Origin of the sequence: Burkholderia sp. FERM BP-3421, assembly GCF_028657905.1 — a bacterium.
GTDB lineage: Bacteria > Pseudomonadota > Gammaproteobacteria > Burkholderiales > Burkholderiaceae > Burkholderia.
Genome location: NZ_CP117781.1, coordinates 2,846,334 through 2,867,756, shown reverse-complemented (window position 1 = coordinate 2,867,756; position 21,423 = coordinate 2,846,334). Strand labels below are relative to the sequence as shown.

The following is a 21,423-nucleotide window of genomic DNA, read 5'->3' as shown; positions in this document are numbered from 1 at the left end:
CCCGGGGTTGTCCGGCAGCCGCTCGACGGACCGCACGCTCTCCCGCGCGTTCGACGCGGGACGCCGGATCGCGCGTCGGCAGGTCATGGCCCGCCCCATTCGTCTTGCGCCCCGCCGAGCAGATGCGTGCGCAGCGTCCGTGCGCGCGTGCGCGGATCGAGCCAGATGCCGAAGAACGCGCGAGCGAACGCGGGATCGTCGATTTCAGCGGTCAGCCGATCGTTGGCGTAAAAACGCGCGCCCTTGCCCGGCAGGTAAACCCCGCACAGCGTGTCGCCCGCCGCGACGTCGCCGAACGCGCGCGCCATGTCGTCGCGCCATGCGGCGCGCGTGGCGGCAGGCAGCGGCGCGGCGGCGAGCCGTTCGATCTCGTCGAGACCGACGGCGACGAGCCGTTCGCGACGGATCGCGCGCCGGTAGGTGAGGCGCAATGCGAACGGCGCGTCGAATCCGGAATCGGCCCGCGCGGCCCAGAGCTCGGCGTCGTACAGGCAGAAGCCGAGTACGCAGAATTCGCCCGCGCCGATCCGCTGCGCCGGCGCGACGTCGTCGCGCCAGCCGCCGTGCGCGAGCGGCGCGCCGAGCAGCGGCGCGGACGCCAGCGCGAGCAGCAGGCGTCGACGCGCATCAAGGCGCGCGCGAGACGACGAAGTGCCGGACATCGGTGCATCCCTCGATGAAACCTGCCTCGCAATACGCGAGATACATCCGCCACGTGCGCGCGAAGGGTTCGTCGAAGCCGAGCGCGCGCACGTCGTCGAGACGGCTTTCGAACGCGTCGCGCCAGCAGCGCAGCGTGCGGGCGTAGTCGGGGCCGAAGCTGAGCGTCGAGACGGCATGCAGGCCCGCATCGGCGGCCGAGCGGATGAAGCGCGCGGGGCTGGGCAGCATCCCGCCCGGAAAGATCGTTTCGCGGATGAAGTCGCTCGACGCGCGATACGCGGCGAAACGCGCATCGGCGATCGTGATCGACTGCACCAGCGCACGCGCGCCCGGCGCGAGCCGCTGTTTCAGTACCTCGAAATAAGTGGGCCAGTACGCCTCCCCGACCGCTTCGAACATCTCGATCGACACGATGGCGTCGTATTGGCCGTCGAGGTCGCGGTAGTCGCGCAGCTCGACGCTCGCGGGCGTCGCGATATCCGCCGCACGCAATCGCGCGGCGGCGATCTCGTGCTGGCGCGGCGAGAGCGTCACGCCGCGCACCTCGATGCCGAGGCGCGCCGCATGGAGCACGAAGCCGCCCCAGCCGCAGCCGATTTCGAGCACGCGCATGCCGGCGCGCAGGCCGAGCGTATCGATGATGCGCTGGTATTTCGCCGCCTGCGCCACTTCGAGCGATGGCCCGGTCGGACCGTCGAACAGCGCACTTGAATACGTCCAGCCGGGATCGAGCCAGAGCGCGTAGAAGTCGTTGCCGAGGTCGTAATGCGCGTGGATGTTGCGCCGGCTGCCCGCGTGCGTGTTGAGGCGCAGCCGATGGCGCAGCGCGTACCACAGGCGCGCCGCGGGTCCGCCCCACACCGTGCGCGACAGCGCCGCCTCGTTGCGGATCGCGAGCCGCAGCAGCGCGATGGGGTCGGGCGTGTCGAGCCATGCGTCGCGATAGGCCTGCGCGAAGCCGATGTCGCCCGCGCGCAGGATCGCGCGGCAGGCTCGCCAATCGTTCAGGCGCAGCGTCGCGGACGGCTGCGCATGAGGATCGCCGTAGAGGCGCTGCGCGCCGTCGGGCGTGACGAGCACCAGATGACCGTGGCGGATGCGGCGCAGCAGCGCGAGGAACAGCCGCGCCGACGGCGGCGGCGCGGCGGGCAGCGAGGACAGCCGGAGCAGCGTCATGAGCGCATCTCCTGATCGGGCAGCGCGGTCGCCGAGGGCGGCGTGCGACCGTGGAACGGCACGCGTTTCATCGCGAGACGCAACGCTTGCCAGTGGATGCGCGCGAGGACGCCGACGATCGAGAACGGCTGCGCGAGCAGCGCGCGCGCCGCGCGCCGGCCGGTCAGCGGCCCGGCGCGCATCGCGAGCGCGGTGCGCAGCAGCACGCCGTCCCGGTCGCGGTAGTCGATCGCGATGCGGGTCCGCGCGGCTTGCTCGCGGACCCGGAACAGGTATTCCCCGGCGACGTCGCAGAACGGCGAGACGTGGAAGTGCTTGCGGCAGACGAGCACGGTGTCCGGGCCGATCGGCGCATGGTTCGCGGCGCTCAGCAGGTAGCCGTGATGGCCGCCGAATGTGTTGCGCACGTCCGCATACAGCGCGCGCAGGCGTCCGTCGCGATCGTGGCAGAACCAGAAGCTCACGGGGTTGAACGCATGGCCGAACAGGCGCGGGATCGTTTGCAGCCAGATCGCGCCGTCTGCCGGGAGCGCGGCGGCGGCGAGCTGGTCGCGCATCCACGCGTCGAGCGGGCGGCCGTCGCGCGGCCCGTGGTCGAAGCGCGACAGTCCGAGCGGCGCCCAGCGATCGATGCCGAACCACCAGCGGTCCAGTTCCGCGAGCCGCGCCACGTCGCAGCGCACGCACAGCAACGGGTACGCGAAGCGATGCCGCACCGGCCGTTCCCGGACATGCAGCACCCGCCCGAGCAGCAACAGGCCGGCGGCGGGGGAGGCGGGCCGGTTCATGCGCGCGTCCAGGCTGGCCGGACGCCGAAATCGACGGACACGGCGAGCGCCGACTTGAGCCCGTCCTCGTGGAAGCCGTAGCCGGTCCAGGCGCCGGCGAACCAGGTGCGGCGGCGTCCCTGCAAGGACGGCAGATGCCGTTGCGCGTCGAGCGCGGCGAGATCGAGGAGCGGATGCTCGTACTGGTAGCGTCCCAGCGTGCGTTCGGGCGCGGGCTCGCTGACCGGATTCAGCGTGACGATCACCGGGGTGTCGAACGGCAGCGGCTGCAACTGGTTGATCAGATAGCTGACGCACACCGGCCGGGTCGCGTCGCGCGCGCCGAGGTAATTCCAGGCGGACCACACGCGACGACGCCTCGGCAGCAGTGCGGCGTCGGTGTGCAGCAGCGCGAGGTTGCGCTGATAGCGGATTGCGCCGAGCACGCGGCGTTCGTCCGGCTCCGCGTCGGCGAGCAGGGCGAGGCTCGTCGGTGCGTGGCTCGCGAGCACCACCGCGTCGAAGCGGGCCGGACCGGCGTCGGTGAACACGGTCGCGCCGTGCGCATCGCGTCGCACGGCGCGCACCGGCGTGCCGGTGCGCACGTCGTCGAGCGTGGCCGCGATCCGCTCGACGTAGGCGCGGCCGCCGCCGGCGACGGTCTGCCAGCTGGGGCGGCGCGCCACCTGGAGCAGCGCGTGGTTCAGGCAGAAGCGCAGGAAGGTCGCGGCCGGAAAGCGCAGGATCTCGTGCGCCGTGCTCGACCAGATCGCGGCCGCCATCGGCAGCAGATAGTGATGCTGGAACGGCGCGCCGTAGCCGCCGTCCGTCAGCAGGTCGCCGACCGAGCAGCGGGTCCGGCTCGCGGCCTCCAGATGTCGCTCGGCGTGCGCGTTGAAGCGCAGGATGTCGCGCAGCATGCCGATGAAGCTCGGCGAGAACAGGTTCGCGCGCTGCGCGAACACCGTGTTGAGGCTGGTGCCGGCCCATTCGAAGCGGCCGTCGTCGAGCGACACCGAGAACGACATCTCGCTGCGATGGGCGGTGACGCCGAGTTCGGCGAACAGCGCGACGAGGTTCGGGTAAGTCCGCTCGTTGAAGACCAGGAAGCCGGTGTCGACCGGATGGCGCCGGCCGTCCAGCTCGACATCGACGGTATGCGCATGGCCGCCCAGCGTGGGCTCCGCCTCGAACAGCGTGACGCGGTGGCGGCACGCCAGCAGGTACGCGCAGGCGAGCCCGGCGATGCCCGCGCCGATCACGGCGACGCTGCGGCCCGGTTGCAGGAACGCGTAATGATGATCCATCGCGTTGAGTCTCCCTGGTGGCGCGGCAACGTGCGGAACGGCCGCTAGCCCTGAATACGGACGGCGCGCGCGTGCGGATGCACGGCGTCGCGCCGCGCTGTGGTCAGCGGCGACGTTTGTCGAGCAGGTAGTGGGCGACGCCCCATTCGCTGCCGCGCGCGTAGCCGAACAACTCGGCCACGGCCATGTAGAACATGCGCCAGCGCTGGAACGCGCGCGCGGCCTGCCGGCCATGACAGTCGGCCAGGATCGGCAGCGCCCGGTCGCGCGCGGCATCGAGCGACGCGAGCCACTGGTTCGCGGTGCGCGCGTAGTGGGTGCCGTTCAGCCACCACTGGCGGCGCACCCGCAAGTCGTCCTGGAAGCGAAGCAACAGCGCGGCGGACGGCATTGTGCCGCCCGTGAAGAAGTGGCGCGACATCCAGTCGTTGCCGTCGCGCGCCGCGAAGTGATAGGCGAGCGTGCGATGCGCGAACAGGTGCACGAACAGCAGGCCGTCGTCGCGCATCCAGCGCGCGATCTTGCGCAGCAGCAGCCCGTAGTTCTTCATGTGCTCGAACATCTCGATCGACAGCACGCGATCGAAGCCGGCCTGATCCGGGTCGAAGTCGAAATCGACGATGTCGCCGGTGATCACGCGCAGGTTCGTGAGGCCGCGCGCATGCGCGGCCGCCTCGATGAAGGCGCGTTGGCCGTGCGAATTCGACAGCGCGACGATCTGCGCGCGCGGATAACGTTGCGCGAGCCATAGCGACAGCGCGCCCCAGCCGCATCCCAGGTCGAGGATGCGCTGCCCGTCCTCGAGGCCGGCGCGCGTCGCGTACAGCGCGAGCATCGCTTCCTCGGCTTCGGCGAGCGTTTCGCGGCCGTTCGGGTAATAGCCGCACGAATATTTGAGTTGCGGGCCCAGATGCGCGGCGAAGAACGCGTGCGGCAATTCGTAATGTTGTGAATTCGCGGCCGGGGTGTCGATGGCGATCGGGCTCGCGCGCAGTTCGCACAGCAACTGCTCGAAGGCGCGGGCGCATGCTTCGCCGTCGCCCGCCTGTTCGTCGCGCAGGCGCTGGCGCAGCAGTGCGCGCATGCCGGCCCGGACCAGCGCGTCGGGCAGCCAGCCCTGTTCGCAGGCGCGGATGGGCCAGCTGTCGTGGGCGGCGGGCGTCGGGCGGCCGGCGCGAGGGGTCGTGGTGTCGCTCATCGTGGCTCCTGTCGGGATCGGATCAGTCGGGATCGGGGGCGGGCCGTCGCGGCGGCCACGGGATCAGCGCGCTCGTCGTGCGCATGTAGCCGCGATAAGCGGGGCGGGTCGCGGCGAGATGCGCCTCGAGCACGGGAATGCCGGAAACCTTCAGCAGCAGCCAGGCCATCAGCAGCGGCGGCGCGAGTGTGAGCGCGCCCCAGTGCGGGTCCAGCGCGAGCACGGGATACGCGACCCAGTGAAGGCATTCGAAGAAGTAGTTCGGGTGGCGCGAGTAGCGCCACAGCCCCGCCTGGCATACGGCGCGCGAGCCGCCCGACACGGCGATGAAGCGACGCAGCTGGCGATCGGCCGCGCGCTCGCCGGCCAGCGCGACGAGCCACACGGCGGCCGCGCCCGCGAGGCGCAGGCCGCCGGCGGGCGTGGGCTGGTAGGCCGGGACCAGGAACGCGACCGACAACAGTGCGCAGACCACGGCCTGCAGCAGGAAGAACCCGAGCATGCGGCGCGAGGCGTGAGCGCCCCATGCGATGCGCAACTGTCGGTAGCGGGCGTCTTCGGGCTTGCCGTGCTGGCGTTGCCACAGGTGGGCGGCAAGGCGCGCGCCCCAGAGCCCGCCGGCGACGCCGACGAACGCGCGATTGACGGGCGCGCCCGTGCCGAGCGCCGCGGCGAGCACGGCGGTGACGCCGAGCGAGGCGGCCCAGACCGGATCGATCACGCCGGCGTTCAGGGTTTTCATCTGCCGCAGCCAGACGGCGAGGAAGGCGGCGAGGGTCCCGGCGCTGGCGAGCGCGGCGGTCGCGAGGACAGGCATGGGCGGCTCCGTGAGGCGTTCAGTGACGGATACGGATCAGCGGGCGTACCGGATGCAACGATGAGGGGGGAGCCGGGAGCGGGGCGATGGGTTGAGGCGGATGCGGCGAGGTGCGAGGTGCGAGGTGCGAGGTGCGAGGTGCGAGGTGCGAGGTGCGAGGTGCGAGAGGCGAGAGGCGAGGTGCGAGAGGCGAGAGGCGAGAGGCGAGAGGCGAGAGGCGAGAGGCGAGAGGCGAGAGGCGAGAGGCGAGAGGCGAGAGGCGAGAGGCGGCGCCGCATGGAGGCGCGGGCAACGAGGCCCACAGCTTGCGGATGCGACGCGCGTAACGAGCCGCATCGCGCCGGATCGGTGCGCGTGACCGGCCCACGAGCGGGGCGTCAGTCAGGCATGCGTCATCGCGCGGGCGCGTCGCCGCGGCTCAGGCGCCCTGCATGGGACCGGTTGCAAGCACGGGGCCGGTCGGCAGGCCGGTCGGCGATCCGCCGGGCGGTTCGAGCGAGACCGCGAGCGTGGCGCGCGCGCTCATGCGCGCGACGACCGCGGGCGGCAACGCGAGCGTCGCGGGGGCGTCGGCGGCGAATACGCCGAGCGGGATGGGCTGGGCGTTCGGCGGAATCAGCCAGAGTTCGGTCACGCGCTTCGCCGCGATGCGCGGCGGGACGGCCGGCACGACGACGAGGCTCGCGCGTTGCAGGTCGACCGTGGCGGTCCAGTGCGCGATGCCGTCCTGGCGCGCGATCGTCGCGACCAGATAGCGGTTCGCGACGCCGCCGGCGGCGGGCGGCGCGGCCTCGTGCAGCCAGACGAGGTTGACCGCGAGCAGCGCGAGCGCGGCGACGCTCGCGCCGATCGCGAGCCAGCGCCACAGCCGCAGGTTGTCCAGCCAGCCGCTGCGCGGCGCGGAGCCGGGCGCGGGCGCGAAGCCGAGGTCGTGACGGATGCGCGTCCAGACCCGCGCCGGCGGTTCGATCGGCGCAACCGCCTCGGCGAGCGGCGCGAGGCGTTCATTCCAGTGCGCCAGCGTCGCCTGCAAGGCGGGATCGTCGGGCAACGCGTGTTCCAGCGCGCGGCGCTCGCCGGCGTCCAGCACACCGAGCGCGTATTCGGCGCAACGCAGTTCGCGTTCGGGATCGAGGGGCGTGCTCATCGTTCGAGACAGGTTTTCAACTGGATCAGGCTGCGCCGGATCCAGCTTTTCATGGTGCCGAGCGGAACCCGCACGCGTTCCGCCAGTTCGCTGTAGGTCGCACCCGTGAAGAACGCTTCGCGCACCGCGTCGCGCTGCGGCGCATCCAGCGCGCCCAGGCATTGTTCGAGCCGGCGCCGTTCCTCGCTGGCCTCGGCTTGCGCGGCGGGTGTCGGGCCCGCGTCGGGGAGATCGAGTGCCGTGTCTTCGTCGAGCGCCTCCTCGCGATGCTGCCGCAGCCGGTCGATCGCGCGATGGCGGGCGAGCGTGACGAGCCACGTCATCGCGCTGCCGCGCGCCGGATCGAACTGGTCGGCGCGTCGCCAGGCGGACGTGTACACCTCTTGCAGGATGTCCTCGGCTTCGCCGCGATCGCGCAGCATCCGGACGATCACGCCGAACAGGCCTGCCGAGGTTTGCCGATAGAGTGCCGCGAAGGCCGGCTGGTCGCCCGACGCGACCTGCAGCAGCAGGGCGTTCAGACGGGTGCGCCGCGCGCGGTCCGGATCGGACGCGTCGTGGTCGAGGGGCTCTGCGTGTCCTGCGTCTTCGTTCATGCGTGGCATGAGGCTGACGTCGCCCGGGCGGATGGAGGAGTGCCGGGTCGAATATAGCATCGACGGGCGCAGCGAGGGCGTGGCATTCAGCATGAGGCGGGGCGACTCGTGAGTGAACGGGCGGCGGCGCGGGCCGGGTGGCGCGCGCCTGTCGACGATTACGTCCCGGCGCGGGGCGCGGATGCGGCCGAGTGCGTTTTTTTCACGGCGCTTACGCCTGGATCGCATGAGCCGCCTCGGTCAAGTCAACGGAATCCCGTCTCCAGATGTGAATAAATGTACCTTATTAGTCTTTTTTGACGGGTAATATGAGGTACGTTTGAGAACAATTTGAGCGAGAATGGAAGCCTCCTATTACACCGTCGCACAGACCGCCGCGCATCTCGGCCTGCATCCGAAGACCGTGCTGCGCTTCATCCACGACGGCCGTTTGCCTGCGACGCGCATCGGCAAGTCCTATCGGCTGCTGCGGGACGAAGTCGCGCGGTTTGCCGGCGGCGCGGCCGCCGTCGCGCCGGCCGCGCCGACGCCGAGCGCGCGCGTGACCAGCATTGTCGAGATCGACGCGCTGTCGGCCGCGCAGGCCGAGCGGCTGGCGACGGCCCTGCAGGCGACATTGCTGGGCCGCGACGCCGGCGCGATGCCGATTCGCCTGCAGAGCGCGTACGACCCGTCGCAGTCGCGCCTGAAGTGCGTGCTGATCGCCGCGCCGGCCGATGCGGCCGAGTGGCTGGGGCTCGTGCAGATGTTGACGGATGCGCTGCGTTGATGCCGCGCGACACGATCCAGCGATAAGCCGCACGCGGCGCAAAAGACCAGAAACCAAAGACCAAAGACCGGCGACGCCGGCCGGAACATCCAGGGGAATTCGATGACGACATCCGATGAAGTGGTGCAGATCGGCAGCGTGCCGGTGCTGATGTGCGCGGAGCGGGGTTCCGCGATCGCGAACGAACGCGATGCGGGCGACCTGATCGCCGCCGCATGGGGATGCGGCGCGGTGTGGGTGGTGATCCCGGCCGCACGGCTCACGCCCGCGTTTTTCCAGCTGCGCACGAGGGTGGCGGGCATGCTGCTGCAGAAGCTCGTCAACTACCGGCTGTGCGTCGCGATCGTCGGGGATCTCACGGGCCGGGTTGCGGAGAGTACGGCATGGCGCGATTTTGTCCTAGAGTCGAATCAGGGTCGCACGGTCTGGTTCGTCGCGGATCACGATGCGCTGCGCGTTCGGCTCTTGGGGACGGCGTCCGGTCATGGGCGCGACGTGTCCGGCATGGCCCGGATCGTCTAGCGCGCAGGTGGCCCACGTGACGCCCGGCTTGTGCAGGTGACGGAAATGATGCTCACAGGCGTGTTGCTGTTCGGATCGGTGCTGGCGTTCGGCGTCGTGGCGGGCTGGCGGCCGGCCGCGGTGCTGAACGTGGTGGCGGGCCGCTCGTCGTTCGTCGGCCGCTACGATCTCGCCTATGGCGACGGGCCGCGTCACGCCCTCGACGTCTATGCGCCCGCGCGCCGGCCCGGCGGCGCACCCGTGCCGCTCGTCGTGTTCTTCTACGGCGGCAGCTGGCAGAGCGGCAGGCGCAGCGACTACAAGTTCGTCGGCGAGGCGCTGGCGTCGCGCGGTTGCGTCGCGGTGATTCCCGACTACCGGCTGTATCCGGACGCGGTGTTCCCGGCGTTCGTCGAGGATGCGGCGGCCGCGGTGCGCTGGGCGCGCGATCATGCGGTGGAGCTGGGCGCGGACCCGTCGCGGCTGTTCCTGATGGGCCATTCCGCGGGCGCGCAGATCGCGGCGATGCTCGCGACCGACGCGCGCTTCCTGGCCGAGCACGAGATCAGCAAGCGCGACATCGCGGGCGTGATCGGCCTGGCCGGGCCTTACGATTTCCTGCCGTTGCGCGACGAGACGCTGATGCGGATCTTTCCCGAACCGGCGCGCGCCGCGAGCCAGCCGATCAATTTCGTCGACGGCGGCGAGCCGCCGATGCTGCTCGCGTCGGGCGCGAACGACACGACGGTCCGGCCCGCCAACACCGACCGCTTCGCCGCGCGCCTGCAGGAGGCGGGCAGCGTGGTGCGGGTCAAGCATTACGCGGGCGTCGGGCATGCGGTGCTGGTCGGGGCGTTCGGCTTGCCGGTGCGCCCGTTCGTGCCGCTGCTCGACGACGTGACGGCGTTCATCGCGAGCGCGGAGCCGCGCAGATAAGCGCGCGCATCAAGTGGTTTTCCCTGGTTTTCCCTTGAAAGGAGGCGGCATGCGCACGGCGCATCGGATCAGGCTGGGCCTTGCGGTCGTGCTGGGCGCGACCTGGGTCGCGGCTCAGGCCGCGGTCGCGGCGGTGGTGCTGCCCTTGTCGATCGTCGACAACCGGCCGTTCGTCGACGTGACGATCGACGGCCAGGGGCCGTTCGCGTTCATCGTCGATACCGGTTCGTCGGAAACCACGGTCAGCGCGGCGACGGCCGCGCGGCTGCGGCTGCCGCGCGTGAGCACGGGAACGGGCACCGGGGCGGGCGAACAGGCGCTGGCGTTTCCGGTCGTGCACGTGCGCGCGCTGCGCGTCGGGACGGTGTCGCTCGGCGCGCTCGATGCGCCCGCGTTCGACGTCGGCGTGCTGAGCCGCGCGATGGGCTTCGCGCGATTCGATGGCGTGCTGGGCGTCGAGCTGTTCCGGGATCGCGTGGTGACGCTCGATACGGGCGCGCGAACCTTGACCGTCGAGGCGCCGGACGCATTCCACCCGCCCGAGGGCGCCGTGGCGGTGCCGTTCCGGCTGGACCAGAACGGCATGCCGCTCGTCGACGCGACGGTGCAGGGCGAGGCGGGCGTGTTCCAGGTCGACACCGGCGACCGCTTCAGCCTGACGCTGTTCGGCGCGTTCTGGCGTGAGCGCGGGCTCGATGCGCGGCTCGGCCCGCTCGTCGAGGCGATGACGGGCTATGGCGGCGGCGGGCCGATCCGCGCGCGCGTGGGACGGGCGGCGGCCTGCTCGATCGGCGACGTGGCGCTGGCGCCGCCCGTGACCCGCCTGTCGTTGCAGAAGGCGGGCGGGTTCGCGCGGACCGATCGCGCGGGCAGCGTCGGCATGGGCGTGCTTGGGCGCTACCGCGTGTCGTTCGACTATCCGCATCAGGTGATGTGGCTCGCGCGGCGCGCGGATTCCGATGCGCCCGAGCACTACGACCGCAGCGGCATGTGGCTCGGGCTCGGGGAGGCGGCCGGGCTGCGCGTGATGGACGTGGTCGCGGGCGGCCCGGCCGCGCAGGCGGGCATTCGCGTGGGCGATCGGGTCGAGCGCGTCGGCGCGCTGCCGGGCGACGCGGCGACGCTGGCCGCGATCCGCGCGCTGCTGCGCACGCCGGACCTGGCCGACGTGCCGGTGGTGATCCGGCGCGCGGATGCGCTCAGGCAGGTGCGGATTGCGCTGCGGGACCTGATCGCGCCGTGAGCGCGTGGCGGACATAGTGGATGTCCCACGCCGATTCGGCCTCCTGCCGGAAACCATGCCGCTGGTAGAAGCGCTGGGACGCGCTGCCGCGCAGCGCGTCGAGCCGCAGGTCGAGCGCCTGCGCGTCGGCTTCCGCGAGCAACGCGCGCAGCACGGCGGAACCGATTCCCCGGCCCTGCCACGCGGGCGTGATATAGCAGTGATCGAGCTTCAGGCCCGCATCGTCGGGCCGTAGCTGCACGAAGCCCGCGCGCGCGCCGTCGACGATCACCCAGCGGCCGTGCGCCGGCGCGTACGTGGCCAGGAAGCGGTCGCGGGCCCGGCCGGGATCGAAGCGCCCCAGCTGTTCGAGGCTGTCGCGCATCGCGGCGATGCGCAGCGCGACGAGCGCCTCGGCGTCGTCGGCCGCGGCCGGTTCGAAGCGGAACCCGGGCGCGGGGGGCGTCGAAGGCGGGACGTCGTTCATTCAGGTTCCGGTGGTCTGGAGTGCGGCGGCGATCGCGGCGAGCAGCGCCTGCCGCTCGCCGGGCCCATCGAGGCGGAAGCGCTCGAAGTCGTCATGGCGGCGCAGGTCCGCGTAGAGATCGGCCGCCTCCTCGTGAAAATGCAGGAACGGCCGGGATTTCCAGTAGAACACCCCGCGCGATTTCTCGCGCAGGCCGGGCAGCGCGCGCACGTCGGCGAGCAAGGGTTCCAGCCGGTCGAGCGCGGCCGCGCCGGCATGTTTCATGAAAGCTCCCGAAAGGAACGGCGCCGCAATGGTTGCGCGCGCAAGCACTGGCGGGATCGGTGCGCGCGCATCGTCACGCCATGGTAGGACAAAATCCCTGCGCCGTGGGCCGGATCAGCCGCGCGGCAATGCGCGCGCGGCGGGGGTGTCCGATGCGGCGGCGCGTGGTCCGCGCCATGCGTATCCGCCGCCGAACCCCGCCAGCACCGCGCTCGCGGCGGCGGTCCACAGCACCGCATGCATGCCGCGCGTGAAATCGGCCGCGCCGGCGAGCAGCGCGCCGAATACCGCGACGCCGAGCGCCGCGCCCGCCTGGCGCGCGGTGTTGAGCACGGCCGCCGCGATGCCCGCGTGGTGCGCGTCGACCGTTTCCAGCGCGGGCGCGGTGGCGGCGGGCGAGATGAAACCCGACGCGCAGCCGATCGCCAGCAGCGAGGCGACGTCGAGCCACGCGGGCGCGCCCGGCCCGCCGGCAAGCAGCCCCAGCGCGCCCGCCGCGTAGCCGCCGAACGCCGCGCACAGCGCGCGCCGAGCGCCGAACCGTGCGGCGAGCCGCCCGGACCACAGGCTGCCGAGCGCGACCATCACCGTCATCGGCAGCAGCGCGAGCCCGGTTGCGAGGGGCGATGCGCCGCGCGCGCGCTGCCAGTCGATGCTGATCGCGAACAGCAGGCCGTAGAACACGAAGGCCGAGGCCATCGAGACCCCCGTCGACCCGTTGAAGACCCGTGCGCGAAACAGCGCGGGCGGCAGCATGGGGTGCGCGCCGCGCGTCTCGATGCGCAGCAGCGCGGCCCATGCGAGGACGCTGGCCGCGCCGCCCGCGATGACGGCAGGCGAGCGCCAGCCGAGCGCGGGCCCTTCGATCAGCACGCCGATCAGCGTGCCCAGCGCGACGATGCCGGTCAGCAGGCCGGCCCGGTCGAGGCGCGCGGCGACGGCGCGGATGCGGTCGTGGGGCAGGCGCCACGCGAGCACGGCGGCGGCGAGGCCGAGCGGCAGGTTGACGAAGAAGATCGCACGCCAGTCGGCGAGCCGGATCAGCACGCCGCCGAGAAGCGGGCCGGCCGCCATCGCGACGCCGCCGCAGCCGACCCACAGGCCGATCGCGCGCGCCCGCGCGCGCGGATCGACGACATGCTGGTTGATCAGCTTCAGCGCGCACGGCACGAGCAGCGCCGCTCCGAGGCCCTGGCCCGCGCGCGCCGCGACGAGCGCGGGCAGGGACGGCGCGAGGCCGCACAGCGCGGAGGCGAGCGTAAACGCGAGGAGCCCGGCGACGTACAGCCGCCGCGCGCCCCAGCGATCGCCGAGCATGCCGCCCGTCAGCAGCAGGCTCGCGAACGCGAGCGTGTACGCGTTCATCACCCACTGGAGCCCGGCGATGTGCGCGCCGAAGGCCGCGCCGATGCGGCCGAGCGCGAGGTTGACGATCGAAGTGTCGAGCAGCACCAGCACGTAGCTGACGCAGACGGCCGGGAGGACGCGGGCCGCAACGCGCGGCGGCGCGCAGGCCGTGGCGACGGTGGGGTTCACGCCGCGTCTCCGCGCCGCATCGCGCTCAGCGCGAGAAAGCCGGTCCAGCCCCAGTAGACGCGATGGTGCGCGATCCGCTCGCCGTCGAGATCCATCACTTCGACGAGGTCGGTCTGATCGCCGTCGGGCGTCGCGCGCGGGTATTCCCAGACAAGGCGGTTGCCGTGCGTGAGGAACACGTCGCTCCGATGCCAGCGGGTCGGCGCGGCGGAGGCGGCCGCGCGCAGGCCGGTCGCGAAGAACGCGCGCAGCGCGTCCTTGCCGCGCAGCACGCCGTCGCGCCGGTCGGGCAGCGCGACCAGGATCAGCGGCGATTCGAGCACGGCGTCGTCGGTGTACAGCGCGAGCAGCGCGTCGAGATCGCGCGCGACCACGGCGGCGTGCCAGGCGTGGTGGATGTGACGCAGGCGGGCGTCGGAGGTGTCGGTCATGATCGGCTCACGAAGGGGAGGGAATGGCCGAAGCGTAGCCGCGCCGCGCGCGCCGATGCTTCGATGCGTATCGAAGCGACGGCCGGGGCGGAGGTGCTATCGTCGACGTATTCCTGGGAGCCCGTGATGCAAGCCAACGCGAATATCGTTTCCTCGGCGTTCCTGATCGCCGATCCCGCGCGCCTCGCGATACTCGTGAGCCTGCTCGACGGCCGCGCGCGGCCGGCCGGGGAGCTGGCGCGCGCGGCCGGCGTCACCGCGCAGACGGCCAGCTCGCATCTCGGCAAGCTGCTCGACGGCGGGCTGCTGAGCGTCGAGACCGAGGGCCGCCATCGCTACTACCGGCTCGCGGACGCGCACGTCGCGTCCGCGCTCGAAAACCTCGCCTCGATCGGCCCGCGCGAACCCGCGCCGGCGCGCTCGACCGCGCCGCATGCGCGGGCGCTGCGCTTCGCGCGCTGCTGCTACGACCATCTGGCGGGGCGGCTCGGCGTGACGGTCACGCAGCGCCTGCAGGCGCGCGGCCTGATCGTCGCCGTCGCGGACAAGCGTTTCGAGATCACGCCCGACGGCCATGCGTGGTTCGCGGCGCTCGGGATGGATACCCGCGCGCTCGCGGCGGGCCGGCGCGGCGTGGCGCGCCAGTGCCTCGATTCGACCGAGCGCCGGCATCATCTCGCGGGGCCGCTCGGCACCGGGCTCCTGGCATGCCTGTGCGAGCAGGGCTGGCTGCGCCGCACGCCGTCGTCGCGTGCGCTCGACCTGACGCCGCGCGGCTGGGCCGGCCTGCACGAATGGCTCGGGATCGATGCGGATGCGCTGACGGAGGCGGAGGCGCCGCCCGACAGCGGGGCCGGCGCGCACGCGCGGCCGTGACGGCGCACGGGGGCGCGCCGCGGCGCGCTGATGCACGCGGCCGGCCCGCCCCTCGGGCGCGGCCGATGCGCGCCCCGGCCCTCAGCGCTCGCGCGGCTCGGCCGCCAACGCCCCGAGCACGCTTTCCAGCAACACGCGCGCCTTGTCGCGCCGCCGCCGGGCCAGACGCGCCGCGCCGACCGGCCGCTCGGCCTCGCCGGCGATGAACGCATGGATGTCCGGCAGCGGACGGATCACGCCGCGGCTGCCCCAGCCGCCTTCCGGGACTTCGGTCGGGAACACCCAGACGCGCGACGCCACGTCGCCGAACGCACGGCCTTCCGCCCGCGCGACCGCCGCGGTGACGTCCGTGACGAGCCGCCGCCGCGCATCGTCGTCGTACTGGCCTTCCGGCACCGACGCCACGATCCGGTAGCGCGGCTCGGGCGCGGGCGCGCCGCCGACGAAGATCGCGGCGGGCCGGTGCAGATATGCGACCGACACGCTTTGCGCGACCGGATTCGCGGGATCGAAGCCTTCCGCGCGCAGCAGGATGTCGGTGAGGTCTTTCAGCAGCGCGGCTTCGGTGGCGGGCGCGAGCGCGCCCTCGGGAATGCAGACGTCGATCATCGGCATGGCGTTGCTCCTTCGTGGTGGGGAAGTGTGCTTATCGTCATGCTTCACGGCGCGGCGGCGAAGTGGCAGTATCGCCATTCCTCAAGGCAAATCGGACAGCGCGGCGATGATACGGATCTGGGTCTACGACGGCATCCTGGCGTCGGGCGTGGCGGGGACGGTCGACGTGCTGCACGCGGCCAACCAGTTGGGCGCGCGCCGCGCCGAGGCGGACGGCACGCGGTTCCGGGCGTTGCGCTGGCGGGTGGAGTCGCTCGACGGCGCGCCGGTGCGCGCGGCGTCCGGGCAGACGATCGCCGTGGACGGCGCGCTCGATCCGCGTCGGCGCACCGGCGCGATCCTGTTGACCGCGCCGTTCGTCGACGACATGGAGGCGTTCATCGCACGCCGCGCCGCCTGGTGCGGGCTGCTGCCCGCGCTCAGGCGCCAGCATGGCGCGGGCGCGCTGCTCGCGTCCTATTGCACCGGCAGCTATCTGCTCGCGGAGGCGGGCCTGCTCGACGGCCGGATCGCGACGACCCACTGGGCGAAGGCCGCCGATTTCGCGCGGCGCTATCCGCGGGTCGAACTGCGGGCCAGCGAAGTCCTGACCGAGCAGGACGGCATCCTGTGCAGCGGCGCGGTGACCTCGAGCCTCATGCTCGCGGTGCGGCTGGTGGAGAAATGCACGGACGCGGCGCTCGCGGCGGCGACGGCGAAACTGATGCTGATCGACATGCACCGCATCGAGCAGGCTTCCTATGCGTCGCTGCTCGTCGATCACGGGCACGCGGACCGGCTCGTCGCGCGCGCGCAGCGCCGGATGGAGGCGACGCTGCGGGAGCGCTTCCGCCTGCCGGAGCTGGCGGCCCGGCTCGCCGTCAGCGAGCGGACGCTGAACCGGCGCTTCAAGCAGGCGGTGGGGCAGGCCCCGCTCGCGTATCTCCAGACCCTGCGGGTCGAGGTCGCGAAGCGGCTGCTGGAGGCGGGCGAGGTGGGCTTCGAGACGGTCAGCGAGCGGGTCGGCTATGAAGATCCGGCGACCTTCCGGCAGCTGTTCCGCCGCCTGACCGGATTGTCGCCGCGCGCGTATCAGCAGCGGTTCGGCGGGTGAGGCGCGACCGGGCCGCGGCGGCCCGCCGCGCGGCGGGATCGACCGCGCCGCGCCACGCCCGCCCTCAGCGCGCCCCCTCCCGCGCGGCCGCGAGCCGGTACGCGCTCGGCGTCTGCCCCGCCCATTTGCGAAACGCGCGCGTGAAGTTCGCGGGATCGCTGAAATCCAGCCGCTCGGCGATCGTCTTCAGATCGAGGTCGGACGCGCGCAGCAATTCGCGCGCGTCGCGAAAGCGCGCTTCGTCGAGCAGCGTTCGATAGCTCGACCCCGCGTCGAGCAGGCGTCGCCGCAGCGTGCGGGTCGACAGCAGCAGGCGCTGCGCCAGCCACTCCGGGCCCGGATAGCCGCCCGCGTATCCGGCCAGTTCCGCCCGCACCCGTTCGACCAGATCGCCTTCCTCCTGCCGCACCGCCGCGTATTCGCGCTCGACCTGCACGAGCGCCTGCCGGTGCGCGACCTCGTCGGCCAGCGCGAGCGGCCAGTCGAGCACGGCGCGCGGAATCCACAGCGCATGCGCGTCGCACGAGAAACGCACGCGCGGCAGCCGCTCGCGATAGCGCGCGTAGTAATCGGGCTCGGGCCACGTGAAGCGCAGCTCGACCCCGGGCGCGGCGCGTCCCGCGAGCGTCGCGATGCCATGCGCGAGCCCGGTCAGCACCATCTCGAACATCATGTGGTGCTGGAGCACGGGGCTCGCCTGCACACCCGACAGGACGACCCGCGCGCCCGCGTCGTCCTCGGTGAACTGCAATTGGTACTGGCGGTTGCGCATCCGGAAGTAGCGCGCGTGCACCTGCAGCGCCGTGCGCAGGTCGGGCGCCGTCATCGCCGCGTAGCCGAGGAAGCCGTGCGCCGACAGCTTGAGCCGCAGCCCCATCTCGAAGCCGAGCCCTTCGTCGCCGCTGAGCCGGAGCGCGTTGAGCACGAGCCGCGCCCATTGCGCCGGCGGCACGCGCGCGTCCGGCTCGGCCAGCACGTCGTCGCGCAGGCCGGTGCCGGCGCGCGCCTGCCGCGCGTCGATGCCGCGCTCCTCGAACACTTGCAGCAGCAGCCGCAGGTAGGCGACGGGAATGGTCGGCCGCCGCAGCCCCAGATTGTCTTTGGCGGATCGTCGTGTCATCGTTTTGGCCGGAAATGACAAGCATTATGGCTGTTTGCCCCCTCACGCTCAAGCGGCGGCGCGCCCTACGATGGCGGACACAATCATTCCCCGCACCGCCGCCATGACCACGCCCTTCCCGCACCTGCTGGCCCCGCTCGACCTGGGCTTCACCACCTTGAAGAACCGCGCGCTGATGGGCTCGATGCATACCGGCCTCGAAGACAGCCGCAAGACCCTGCCGCGCCTCGCGGACTATTTCGCGGAGCGCGCGCGCGGCGGCGTCGGGCTGATCGTGACGGGCGGCTTCGCGCCGAACGTCGCCGGCTGGACCAAGCCGTTCGGCGGCACGCTGTCGACGCACGGCGCGGCGCGCCGGCACCGGGTGATCCCGGACGCGGTGCACGCGGAGGGCGGCAAGATCGCGTTGCAGATCCTCCATACCGGCCGCTACGGCTACCATCCGCTCGCCGTCGCGCCGTCGAGGATCAAGTCGCCGATCTCGCCGTTCACCCCGCGCGCGCTCACGGCGGGCGGCGTCGAACGGCAGATCCGCGCGTTCGTGCGCTGCGCGCAGCTTGCGCGCGAGGCCGGTTACGACGGCATCGAGATCATGGGCTCCGAAGGCTACCTGATCAACCAGTTCATCTCGCAGCACACCAACAAGCGCACCGACGCCTGGGGCGGCTCGTATGCGAACCGGATGCGCCTGCCGGTCGAGATCGTGCAGCGCACGCGCGAGGCGGTCGGGCGCGACTTCATCATCATCTACCGGCTGTCGATGCTCGACCTAATTCCCGACGGCAGCAACTGGGAGGAAGTCGTGCAGCTCGCGAAGGCGATCGAGCGCGCGGGCGCGACGATCATCAACACAGGCATCGGCTGGCACGAGGCGCGCGTGCCGACGATCGCGACCTCGGTGCCGCGCGGCGCGTTCGCGTGGGTCACGCAGAAGATGAAGGGCGAAGTCGGGATTCCGCTCGTGACGACCAACCGGATCAATCGCCCGGAAGTCGCCGAGCAGATCCTCGCCGACGGCTGCGCGGACATGGTGTCGATGGCGCGGCCGTTCCTCGCCGACGCCGAATTCATGAACAAGGCGGCCGAGGGGCGCGCCGACGAGATCAACACCTGCATCGGCTGCAACCAGGCCTGCCTCGACCATGTGTTCAAGAACCAGGTCGCGTCGTGCCTGCTGAACCCGCGCGTGTGCCACGAGACCGAACTGAGCTACCGGCCGACGCCGCGCGCGAAACGCATCGCGGTGGTCGGCGCGGGGCCGGCGGGGCTCGCGTGCTCGACGCTGCTCGCGCAGCGCGGGCACGCGGTCGACCTGTTCGACGGCGCGGGCGAGATCGGCGGCCAGTTCAATCTCGCGAAGCAGATCCCCGGCAAGGAGGAATTCCACGAGGCGCTGCGCTACTTCGCGCGGCAGATCGAGGTGACCGGCGTGCGGCTGCATCTGAACCGGCGCGTCGACGCGGCGGCGCTGATCGCGGGCGGCTATGACGAAGTCGTGCTCGCGACCGGCGTGACGCCGCGCGATCCGCGCATCCCCGGCCAGGATCATCCGAAGGTGCTCAGCTACGTCGACGTGCTCGCGGGCAAGCGCCCGGTCGGCGCGCGGGTCGCGGTGGTGGGCGCGGGCGGGATCGGCTTCGACGTGTCCGAGTTCCTCGTGCAGGAAGGCGAATCGTCGACGCTCGACCTCGCGACGTGGAAGGCGGAGTGGGGCGTGACCGATCCGGGCGCGGTGCGCGGCGGCGTCACGCGTCCGGTCGCGACGCCGCCCGCGCGGCGCGTCACGCTGTTGCAACGTAAGGCGACGGGCGTCGGCAAGGGGCTCGGCAAGACCACCGGCTGGATCCATCGCGCGGCGCTCAAGATGAAGCAGGTCGAGATGCTCGCGGGCGTCAACTACGAGCGCATCGACGACCAGGGGCTGCACGTGAGCTTCGGCGAACAGCGGACGAAGCCGACCGTCATCGAGGTCGACACGATCGTGCTGTGCACGGGCCAGGAACCGCAGCGCGCGCTTTACGAACCGCTCAAGGCGGCGGGCGTGGCGGTGCATTTGATCGGCGGCGCGGAGCTGGCCGCCGAACTCGACGCGAAGCGCGCGATCGACCAGGGCGCGCGGCTCGCCGCCCGGCTCTGACGCGCGCGCGCCGGGCGGCGCGGCCGAATCGGGTATCATGCGGCCCGATCGAAGCCGGATCGGGCCGTGCCTGCCCGTACCGGCGCGACGGGGCGACCCGCGCACGGCTAAGGCCGCCTGCGCGGGCCGGCCGGCGGCGCGGCGTCATCACGCGGCGGGCCGGTCGATTCGGATTCAACCAGTTGAAAGCGTTGTCATCATCGTGTCGTATTCTTTAAGGTATCCAAAAGGAAAGGCCCGGACCGGGCGCGTCATCACGCGCGGCATTCGGTCCGGGCCCTTCGTCCATCCTCCGCTTCCGATCTAAGACGTCCCGGGTTCATCGTCTCATTTACTTGCTCGTCGCGAAAAATAATATTCAAGACGGCGATGCCCCGGGAAACGTCGACAGTCCAGTTCTTTACAGCTCAACGGCGCGGTCGTCCGACAGCGGGCCGCCGCGCGACATGATTTAGCGGATGGGGGTGAATCATGGCAACTCGCAGACAATTTCTGCTGGGCGCGGCGGCGGCCGGGGCCGCGCGCATGTTGTCCGGCTGCGGCGGGGGCGGCGACGGACAGGCGTCCGGCGCGACGTCCATCATCGACAGCAGCGCCAAGCAGCCGACGACCGGCGCGCAGCCGCCCACGGGCGGCGCGAAGAACGTCACCGGCACGCCGACCGTGACGCCGTCGCCGCCGTCGCCGCCGGTAGCGGCGGCGGCGCTGCCGTTCTTCGGCATCAACGCGCACCTGCTCGCGACCTACGCGCCGTTGCCGGCGTGGCTGTCGTCGACCTACGTCAACACGTTCGCCGACCTCGGCGCGCGGACGGTGCGCACCAACCTCAGCACGGCCGTCGACGCGGCGGCGCTCGTGCCGTACTGCCAGGCGTTCGCCGCGAGCAACGTCGTACCGTTCGTCGTGATCGACCAGGGCATCAGTCTGGTCGCCTCGTATACGGCGAACTACAGTGCGGGCTATGCGCTCGGCAAGTCGATCGCGCTGCCGCTGAACGGCCATTGCCGCTACTTCGAATGCGGCAACGAACTCGACTACGCGTGCCGCGTCGATTTCCTCACGCCGGGCGCGGTGAATCCGGTGGACGGCAAGCCCGTCGACGGATCGGTGCCGACCGACTATCTGCCGACCTCGATCGAGGCGCTGCGCGGCTGGACCGCCGGATTGCGCGACGGGATCAAGGCGGTGATTCCGGATGCGCAATGCGGCTATGCGTCGGGCGTCGCGTACAGCAATGTGGTGGCCGACATGCTGTGCAACGGCAAGGACACGACGGGCGCGGTCACCCGTCCGCCGATCGCGCTCGATTTCATCGGCGTGCACTGGTACAGCAGCGAGAACGACATCCTCGCGGCCGGCCCGTCGACGCACACCAACCAGTTCGTCAACGTGCTGCAGCAGTTGAACGCGGTGACCGGACGCAAGCCGATCGTCGTCTCCGAGTTCGGCGCCTGGGCCAGCGAGGCGGGCCAGGCGCAATACCTGAGCAGCCAGTTCGACGTGTGGCGCACCCAGCGCGCGCAGTACAACATCATCGGGGCGATCTATTACGCGTTGTTCCCGAACCCGACCGATCAGGGCGAGACCGCGGCGATGAACTGGGGGTTGATCCAGGACGACGGCGTGACGCGCAAGCCGGCTTATGCGGCGTATAAGCGGTATACGGCGGCGTATCCGCTTTAAGGCGCGGTGACGGGTTAAGCGTTATGTGCGGGAATGGCGAGGATCGACGCATTGCCGGCGATCCTCGTCTCCCTATCGAATG

22 protein-coding genes are annotated in these 21,423 nt (G+C 71.6%); 8 read left to right on the top strand and 14 right to left on the bottom strand.

The features are described from left to right. Positions 1 to 83 precede the first annotated feature (83 nt). The 8 genes from Bsp3421_RS15455 to Bsp3421_RS15420 form a co-directional block, all read right to left on the bottom strand. Positions 84 to 662, bottom strand: coding sequence for a chalcone isomerase family protein (locus Bsp3421_RS15455; RefSeq protein ID WP_273996803.1), 579 nt, complete (start codon positions 660 to 662; stop codon positions 84 to 86). Next, the gene (locus Bsp3421_RS15450) at positions 628 to 1,839 is read right to left on the bottom strand and encodes an SAM-dependent methyltransferase (RefSeq protein WP_273996802.1); all 1,212 of its coding nucleotides are present in this window, start codon (positions 1,837 to 1,839) and stop codon (positions 628 to 630) included. The genes Bsp3421_RS15455 and Bsp3421_RS15450 overlap by 35 nt, the downstream gene beginning before the upstream one ends. Then, on the bottom strand, positions 1,836 to 2,627 hold the full coding sequence (locus tag Bsp3421_RS15445; protein ID WP_273996801.1) for a DUF1365 domain-containing protein: 792 nt from the start codon (positions 2,625 to 2,627) through the stop codon (positions 1,836 to 1,838). The genes Bsp3421_RS15450 and Bsp3421_RS15445 overlap by 4 nt, the downstream gene beginning before the upstream one ends. Continuing rightward, the gene (locus tag Bsp3421_RS15440) at positions 2,624 to 3,913 is read right to left on the bottom strand and encodes an NAD(P)/FAD-dependent oxidoreductase (RefSeq protein WP_273996800.1); all 1,290 of its coding nucleotides are present in this window, start codon (positions 3,911 to 3,913) and stop codon (positions 2,624 to 2,626) included. The genes Bsp3421_RS15445 and Bsp3421_RS15440 overlap by 4 nt, the downstream gene beginning before the upstream one ends. Before the next feature lie 103 nt (positions 3,914 to 4,016). Next, positions 4,017 to 5,111, bottom strand: coding sequence for an SAM-dependent methyltransferase (locus Bsp3421_RS15435; RefSeq protein WP_273996799.1), 1,095 nt, complete (start codon positions 5,109 to 5,111; stop codon positions 4,017 to 4,019). A gap of 22 nt (positions 5,112 to 5,133) precedes the next feature. Continuing rightward, positions 5,134 to 5,928, bottom strand: a complete 795-nt coding sequence (locus tag Bsp3421_RS15430; protein ID WP_273996798.1) for a DUF1295 domain-containing protein — start codon at positions 5,926 to 5,928, stop codon at positions 5,134 to 5,136. A 418-nt stretch (positions 5,929 to 6,346) separates the two neighbouring features. After that, a complete protein-coding gene (locus tag Bsp3421_RS15425; RefSeq protein WP_273996797.1) occupies positions 6,347 to 7,075 on the bottom strand; it encodes an anti-sigma factor in 729 nt (242 codons plus the stop codon). Next, positions 7,072 to 7,671, bottom strand: coding sequence for a sigma-70 family RNA polymerase sigma factor (locus Bsp3421_RS15420; RefSeq protein WP_273996796.1), 600 nt, complete (start codon positions 7,669 to 7,671; stop codon positions 7,072 to 7,074). Before Bsp3421_RS15420 ends, Bsp3421_RS15425 begins: the two co-directional genes overlap by 4 nt. A 340-nt stretch (positions 7,672 to 8,011) precedes the next feature. Between Bsp3421_RS15420 and Bsp3421_RS15415 the strand changes: the two genes are divergently transcribed. From Bsp3421_RS15415 to Bsp3421_RS15400, 4 genes are all read left to right on the top strand, one after another. Next, entirely contained in the window at positions 8,012 to 8,440 is a 429-nt protein-coding gene (locus Bsp3421_RS15415; protein WP_273996795.1) for a helix-turn-helix domain-containing protein, read from the top strand. A 102-nt stretch (positions 8,441 to 8,542) separates the two neighbouring features. Beyond that, positions 8,543 to 8,962: a DUF4180 domain-containing protein gene (locus tag Bsp3421_RS15410; RefSeq protein ID WP_273996794.1), complete on the top strand. Its 420-nt coding sequence runs from the start codon at positions 8,543 to 8,545 to the stop codon at positions 8,960 to 8,962. Positions 8,963 to 9,007: 45 nt separating this feature from the next. Beyond that, on the top strand, positions 9,008 to 9,877 hold the full coding sequence (locus Bsp3421_RS15405) for an alpha/beta hydrolase (protein ID WP_443111457.1): 870 nt from the start codon (positions 9,008 to 9,010) through the stop codon (positions 9,875 to 9,877). 49 nt (positions 9,878 to 9,926) lie between these two features. Then, positions 9,927 to 11,120 carry an aspartyl protease family protein gene (locus Bsp3421_RS15400; protein ID WP_273996793.1) on the top strand — a complete coding sequence of 398 codons (1,194 nt, stop codon included), beginning with the start codon at positions 9,927 to 9,929 and terminating at the stop codon, positions 11,118 to 11,120. Here Bsp3421_RS15400 and Bsp3421_RS15395 read toward each other — a convergent pair. The 4 genes from Bsp3421_RS15395 to Bsp3421_RS15380 all read right to left on the bottom strand — a co-directional run bounded on the left by Bsp3421_RS15395 (position 11,077) and on the right by Bsp3421_RS15380 (position 13,817). Further along, entirely contained in the window at positions 11,077 to 11,586 is a 510-nt protein-coding gene (locus Bsp3421_RS15395) for a GNAT family N-acetyltransferase (protein WP_273996792.1), read from the bottom strand. The genes Bsp3421_RS15400 and Bsp3421_RS15395 overlap by 44 nt on opposite strands. Continuing rightward, positions 11,587 to 11,850, bottom strand: coding sequence for a hypothetical protein (locus Bsp3421_RS15390; RefSeq protein WP_273996791.1), 264 nt, complete (start codon positions 11,848 to 11,850; stop codon positions 11,587 to 11,589). A gap of 114 nt (positions 11,851 to 11,964) precedes the next feature. Next, complete coding sequence (locus Bsp3421_RS15385) at positions 11,965 to 13,386, bottom strand: MFS transporter (protein ID WP_273996790.1); 1,422 nt, start codon at positions 13,384 to 13,386, stop codon at positions 11,965 to 11,967. Further along, on the bottom strand, positions 13,383 to 13,817 hold the full coding sequence (locus Bsp3421_RS15380; protein ID WP_273996789.1) for a nuclear transport factor 2 family protein: 435 nt from the start codon (positions 13,815 to 13,817) through the stop codon (positions 13,383 to 13,385). The genes Bsp3421_RS15385 and Bsp3421_RS15380 overlap by 4 nt, the downstream gene beginning before the upstream one ends. Before the next feature lie 126 nt (positions 13,818 to 13,943). On the opposite strand from Bsp3421_RS15380, the gene Bsp3421_RS15375 reads away from it, so the two are divergent. Beyond that, positions 13,944 to 14,693: an ArsR/SmtB family transcription factor gene (locus Bsp3421_RS15375; protein WP_273996788.1), complete on the top strand. Its 750-nt coding sequence runs from the start codon at positions 13,944 to 13,946 to the stop codon at positions 14,691 to 14,693. 81 nt (positions 14,694 to 14,774) lie between these two features. Here Bsp3421_RS15375 and Bsp3421_RS15370 read toward each other — a convergent pair whose 3' ends face one another. Further along, positions 14,775 to 15,308 carry a tautomerase family protein gene (locus Bsp3421_RS15370; RefSeq protein ID WP_273996787.1) on the bottom strand — a complete coding sequence of 178 codons (534 nt, stop codon included), beginning with the start codon at positions 15,306 to 15,308 and terminating at the stop codon, positions 14,775 to 14,777. Between the two features lie 106 nt (positions 15,309 to 15,414). On the opposite strand from Bsp3421_RS15370, the gene Bsp3421_RS15365 reads away from it, so the two are divergent. Beyond that, complete coding sequence (locus Bsp3421_RS15365; RefSeq protein WP_273996786.1) at positions 15,415 to 16,401, top strand: GlxA family transcriptional regulator; 987 nt, start codon at positions 15,415 to 15,417, stop codon at positions 16,399 to 16,401. A 64-nt stretch (positions 16,402 to 16,465) separates the two neighbouring features. Here Bsp3421_RS15365 and Bsp3421_RS15360 read toward each other — a convergent pair whose 3' ends face one another. Continuing rightward, a complete protein-coding gene (locus Bsp3421_RS15360) occupies positions 16,466 to 17,521 on the bottom strand; it encodes an AraC family transcriptional regulator (RefSeq protein ID WP_273996785.1) in 1,056 nt (351 codons plus the stop codon). A gap of 103 nt (positions 17,522 to 17,624) precedes the next feature. Here Bsp3421_RS15360 and Bsp3421_RS15355 point away from each other — a divergent pair, with 103 nt between their 5' ends. Together Bsp3421_RS15355 and Bsp3421_RS15350 are read left to right on the top strand one after the other, a co-directional pair. Continuing rightward, entirely contained in the window at positions 17,625 to 19,658 is a 2,034-nt protein-coding gene (locus Bsp3421_RS15355) for an NADPH-dependent 2,4-dienoyl-CoA reductase (protein WP_273996784.1), read from the top strand. A gap of 471 nt (positions 19,659 to 20,129) precedes the next feature. Next, complete coding sequence (locus tag Bsp3421_RS15350; protein ID WP_273996783.1) at positions 20,130 to 21,341, top strand: hypothetical protein; 1,212 nt, start codon at positions 20,130 to 20,132, stop codon at positions 21,339 to 21,341. The last annotated feature ends 82 nt before the right edge of the window (positions 21,342 to 21,423 follow it).

Excerpts from the sequence above, each read along its gene's own strand:
- Bsp3421_RS15430 (WP_273996798.1), bottom strand. The coding sequence starts at position 5,928 with ATGCCTGTCCTCGCGACCGCCGCGCTCGCCAGCGCCGGGACCCTCGCC.
- Bsp3421_RS15445 (WP_273996801.1), bottom strand. The coding sequence starts at position 2,627 with ATGAACCGGCCCGCCTCCCCCGCCGCCGGCCTGTTGCTGCTCGGGCGG.
- Bsp3421_RS15435 (WP_273996799.1), bottom strand. The coding sequence starts at position 5,111 with ATGAGCGACACCACGACCCCTCGCGCCGGCCGCCCGACGCCCGCCGCC.
- Bsp3421_RS15350 (WP_273996783.1), top strand. The coding sequence starts at position 20,130 with ATGGCAACTCGCAGACAATTTCTGCTGGGCGCGGCGGCGGCCGGGGCC.
- Bsp3421_RS15400 (WP_273996793.1), top strand. The coding sequence starts at position 9,927 with ATGCGCACGGCGCATCGGATCAGGCTGGGCCTTGCGGTCGTGCTGGGC.
- Bsp3421_RS15405 (WP_443111457.1), top strand. The coding sequence starts at position 9,008 with ATGATGCTCACAGGCGTGTTGCTGTTCGGATCGGTGCTGGCGTTCGGC.
- Bsp3421_RS15455 (WP_273996803.1), bottom strand. The coding sequence starts at position 662 with ATGTCCGGCACTTCGTCGTCTCGCGCGCGCCTTGATGCGCGTCGACGC.
- Bsp3421_RS15355 (WP_273996784.1), top strand. The coding sequence starts at position 17,625 with ATGACCACGCCCTTCCCGCACCTGCTGGCCCCGCTCGACCTGGGCTTC.
- Bsp3421_RS15440 (WP_273996800.1), bottom strand. The coding sequence starts at position 3,913 with ATGGATCATCATTACGCGTTCCTGCAACCGGGCCGCAGCGTCGCCGTG.
- Bsp3421_RS15395 (WP_273996792.1), bottom strand. The coding sequence starts at position 11,586 with ATGAACGACGTCCCGCCTTCGACGCCCCCCGCGCCCGGGTTCCGCTTC.
- Bsp3421_RS15365 (WP_273996786.1), top strand. The coding sequence starts at position 15,415 with ATGATACGGATCTGGGTCTACGACGGCATCCTGGCGTCGGGCGTGGCG.
- Bsp3421_RS15380 (WP_273996789.1), bottom strand. The coding sequence starts at position 13,817 with ATGACCGACACCTCCGACGCCCGCCTGCGTCACATCCACCACGCCTGG.
- Bsp3421_RS15420 (WP_273996796.1), bottom strand. The coding sequence starts at position 7,671 with ATGAACGAAGACGCAGGACACGCAGAGCCCCTCGACCACGACGCGTCC.
- Bsp3421_RS15450 (WP_273996802.1), bottom strand. The coding sequence starts at position 1,839 with ATGACGCTGCTCCGGCTGTCCTCGCTGCCCGCCGCGCCGCCGCCGTCG.
- Bsp3421_RS15410 (WP_273996794.1), top strand. The coding sequence starts at position 8,543 with ATGACGACATCCGATGAAGTGGTGCAGATCGGCAGCGTGCCGGTGCTG.
- Bsp3421_RS15390 (WP_273996791.1), bottom strand. The coding sequence starts at position 11,850 with ATGAAACATGCCGGCGCGGCCGCGCTCGACCGGCTGGAACCCTTGCTC.
- Bsp3421_RS15375 (WP_273996788.1), top strand. The coding sequence starts at position 13,944 with ATGCAAGCCAACGCGAATATCGTTTCCTCGGCGTTCCTGATCGCCGAT.
- Bsp3421_RS15415 (WP_273996795.1), top strand. The coding sequence starts at position 8,012 with ATGGAAGCCTCCTATTACACCGTCGCACAGACCGCCGCGCATCTCGGC.
- Bsp3421_RS15370 (WP_273996787.1), bottom strand. The coding sequence starts at position 15,308 with ATGCCGATGATCGACGTCTGCATTCCCGAGGGCGCGCTCGCGCCCGCC.
- Bsp3421_RS15425 (WP_273996797.1), bottom strand. The coding sequence starts at position 7,075 with ATGAGCACGCCCCTCGATCCCGAACGCGAACTGCGTTGCGCCGAATAC.
- Bsp3421_RS15360 (WP_273996785.1), bottom strand. The coding sequence starts at position 17,521 with ATGACACGACGATCCGCCAAAGACAATCTGGGGCTGCGGCGGCCGACC.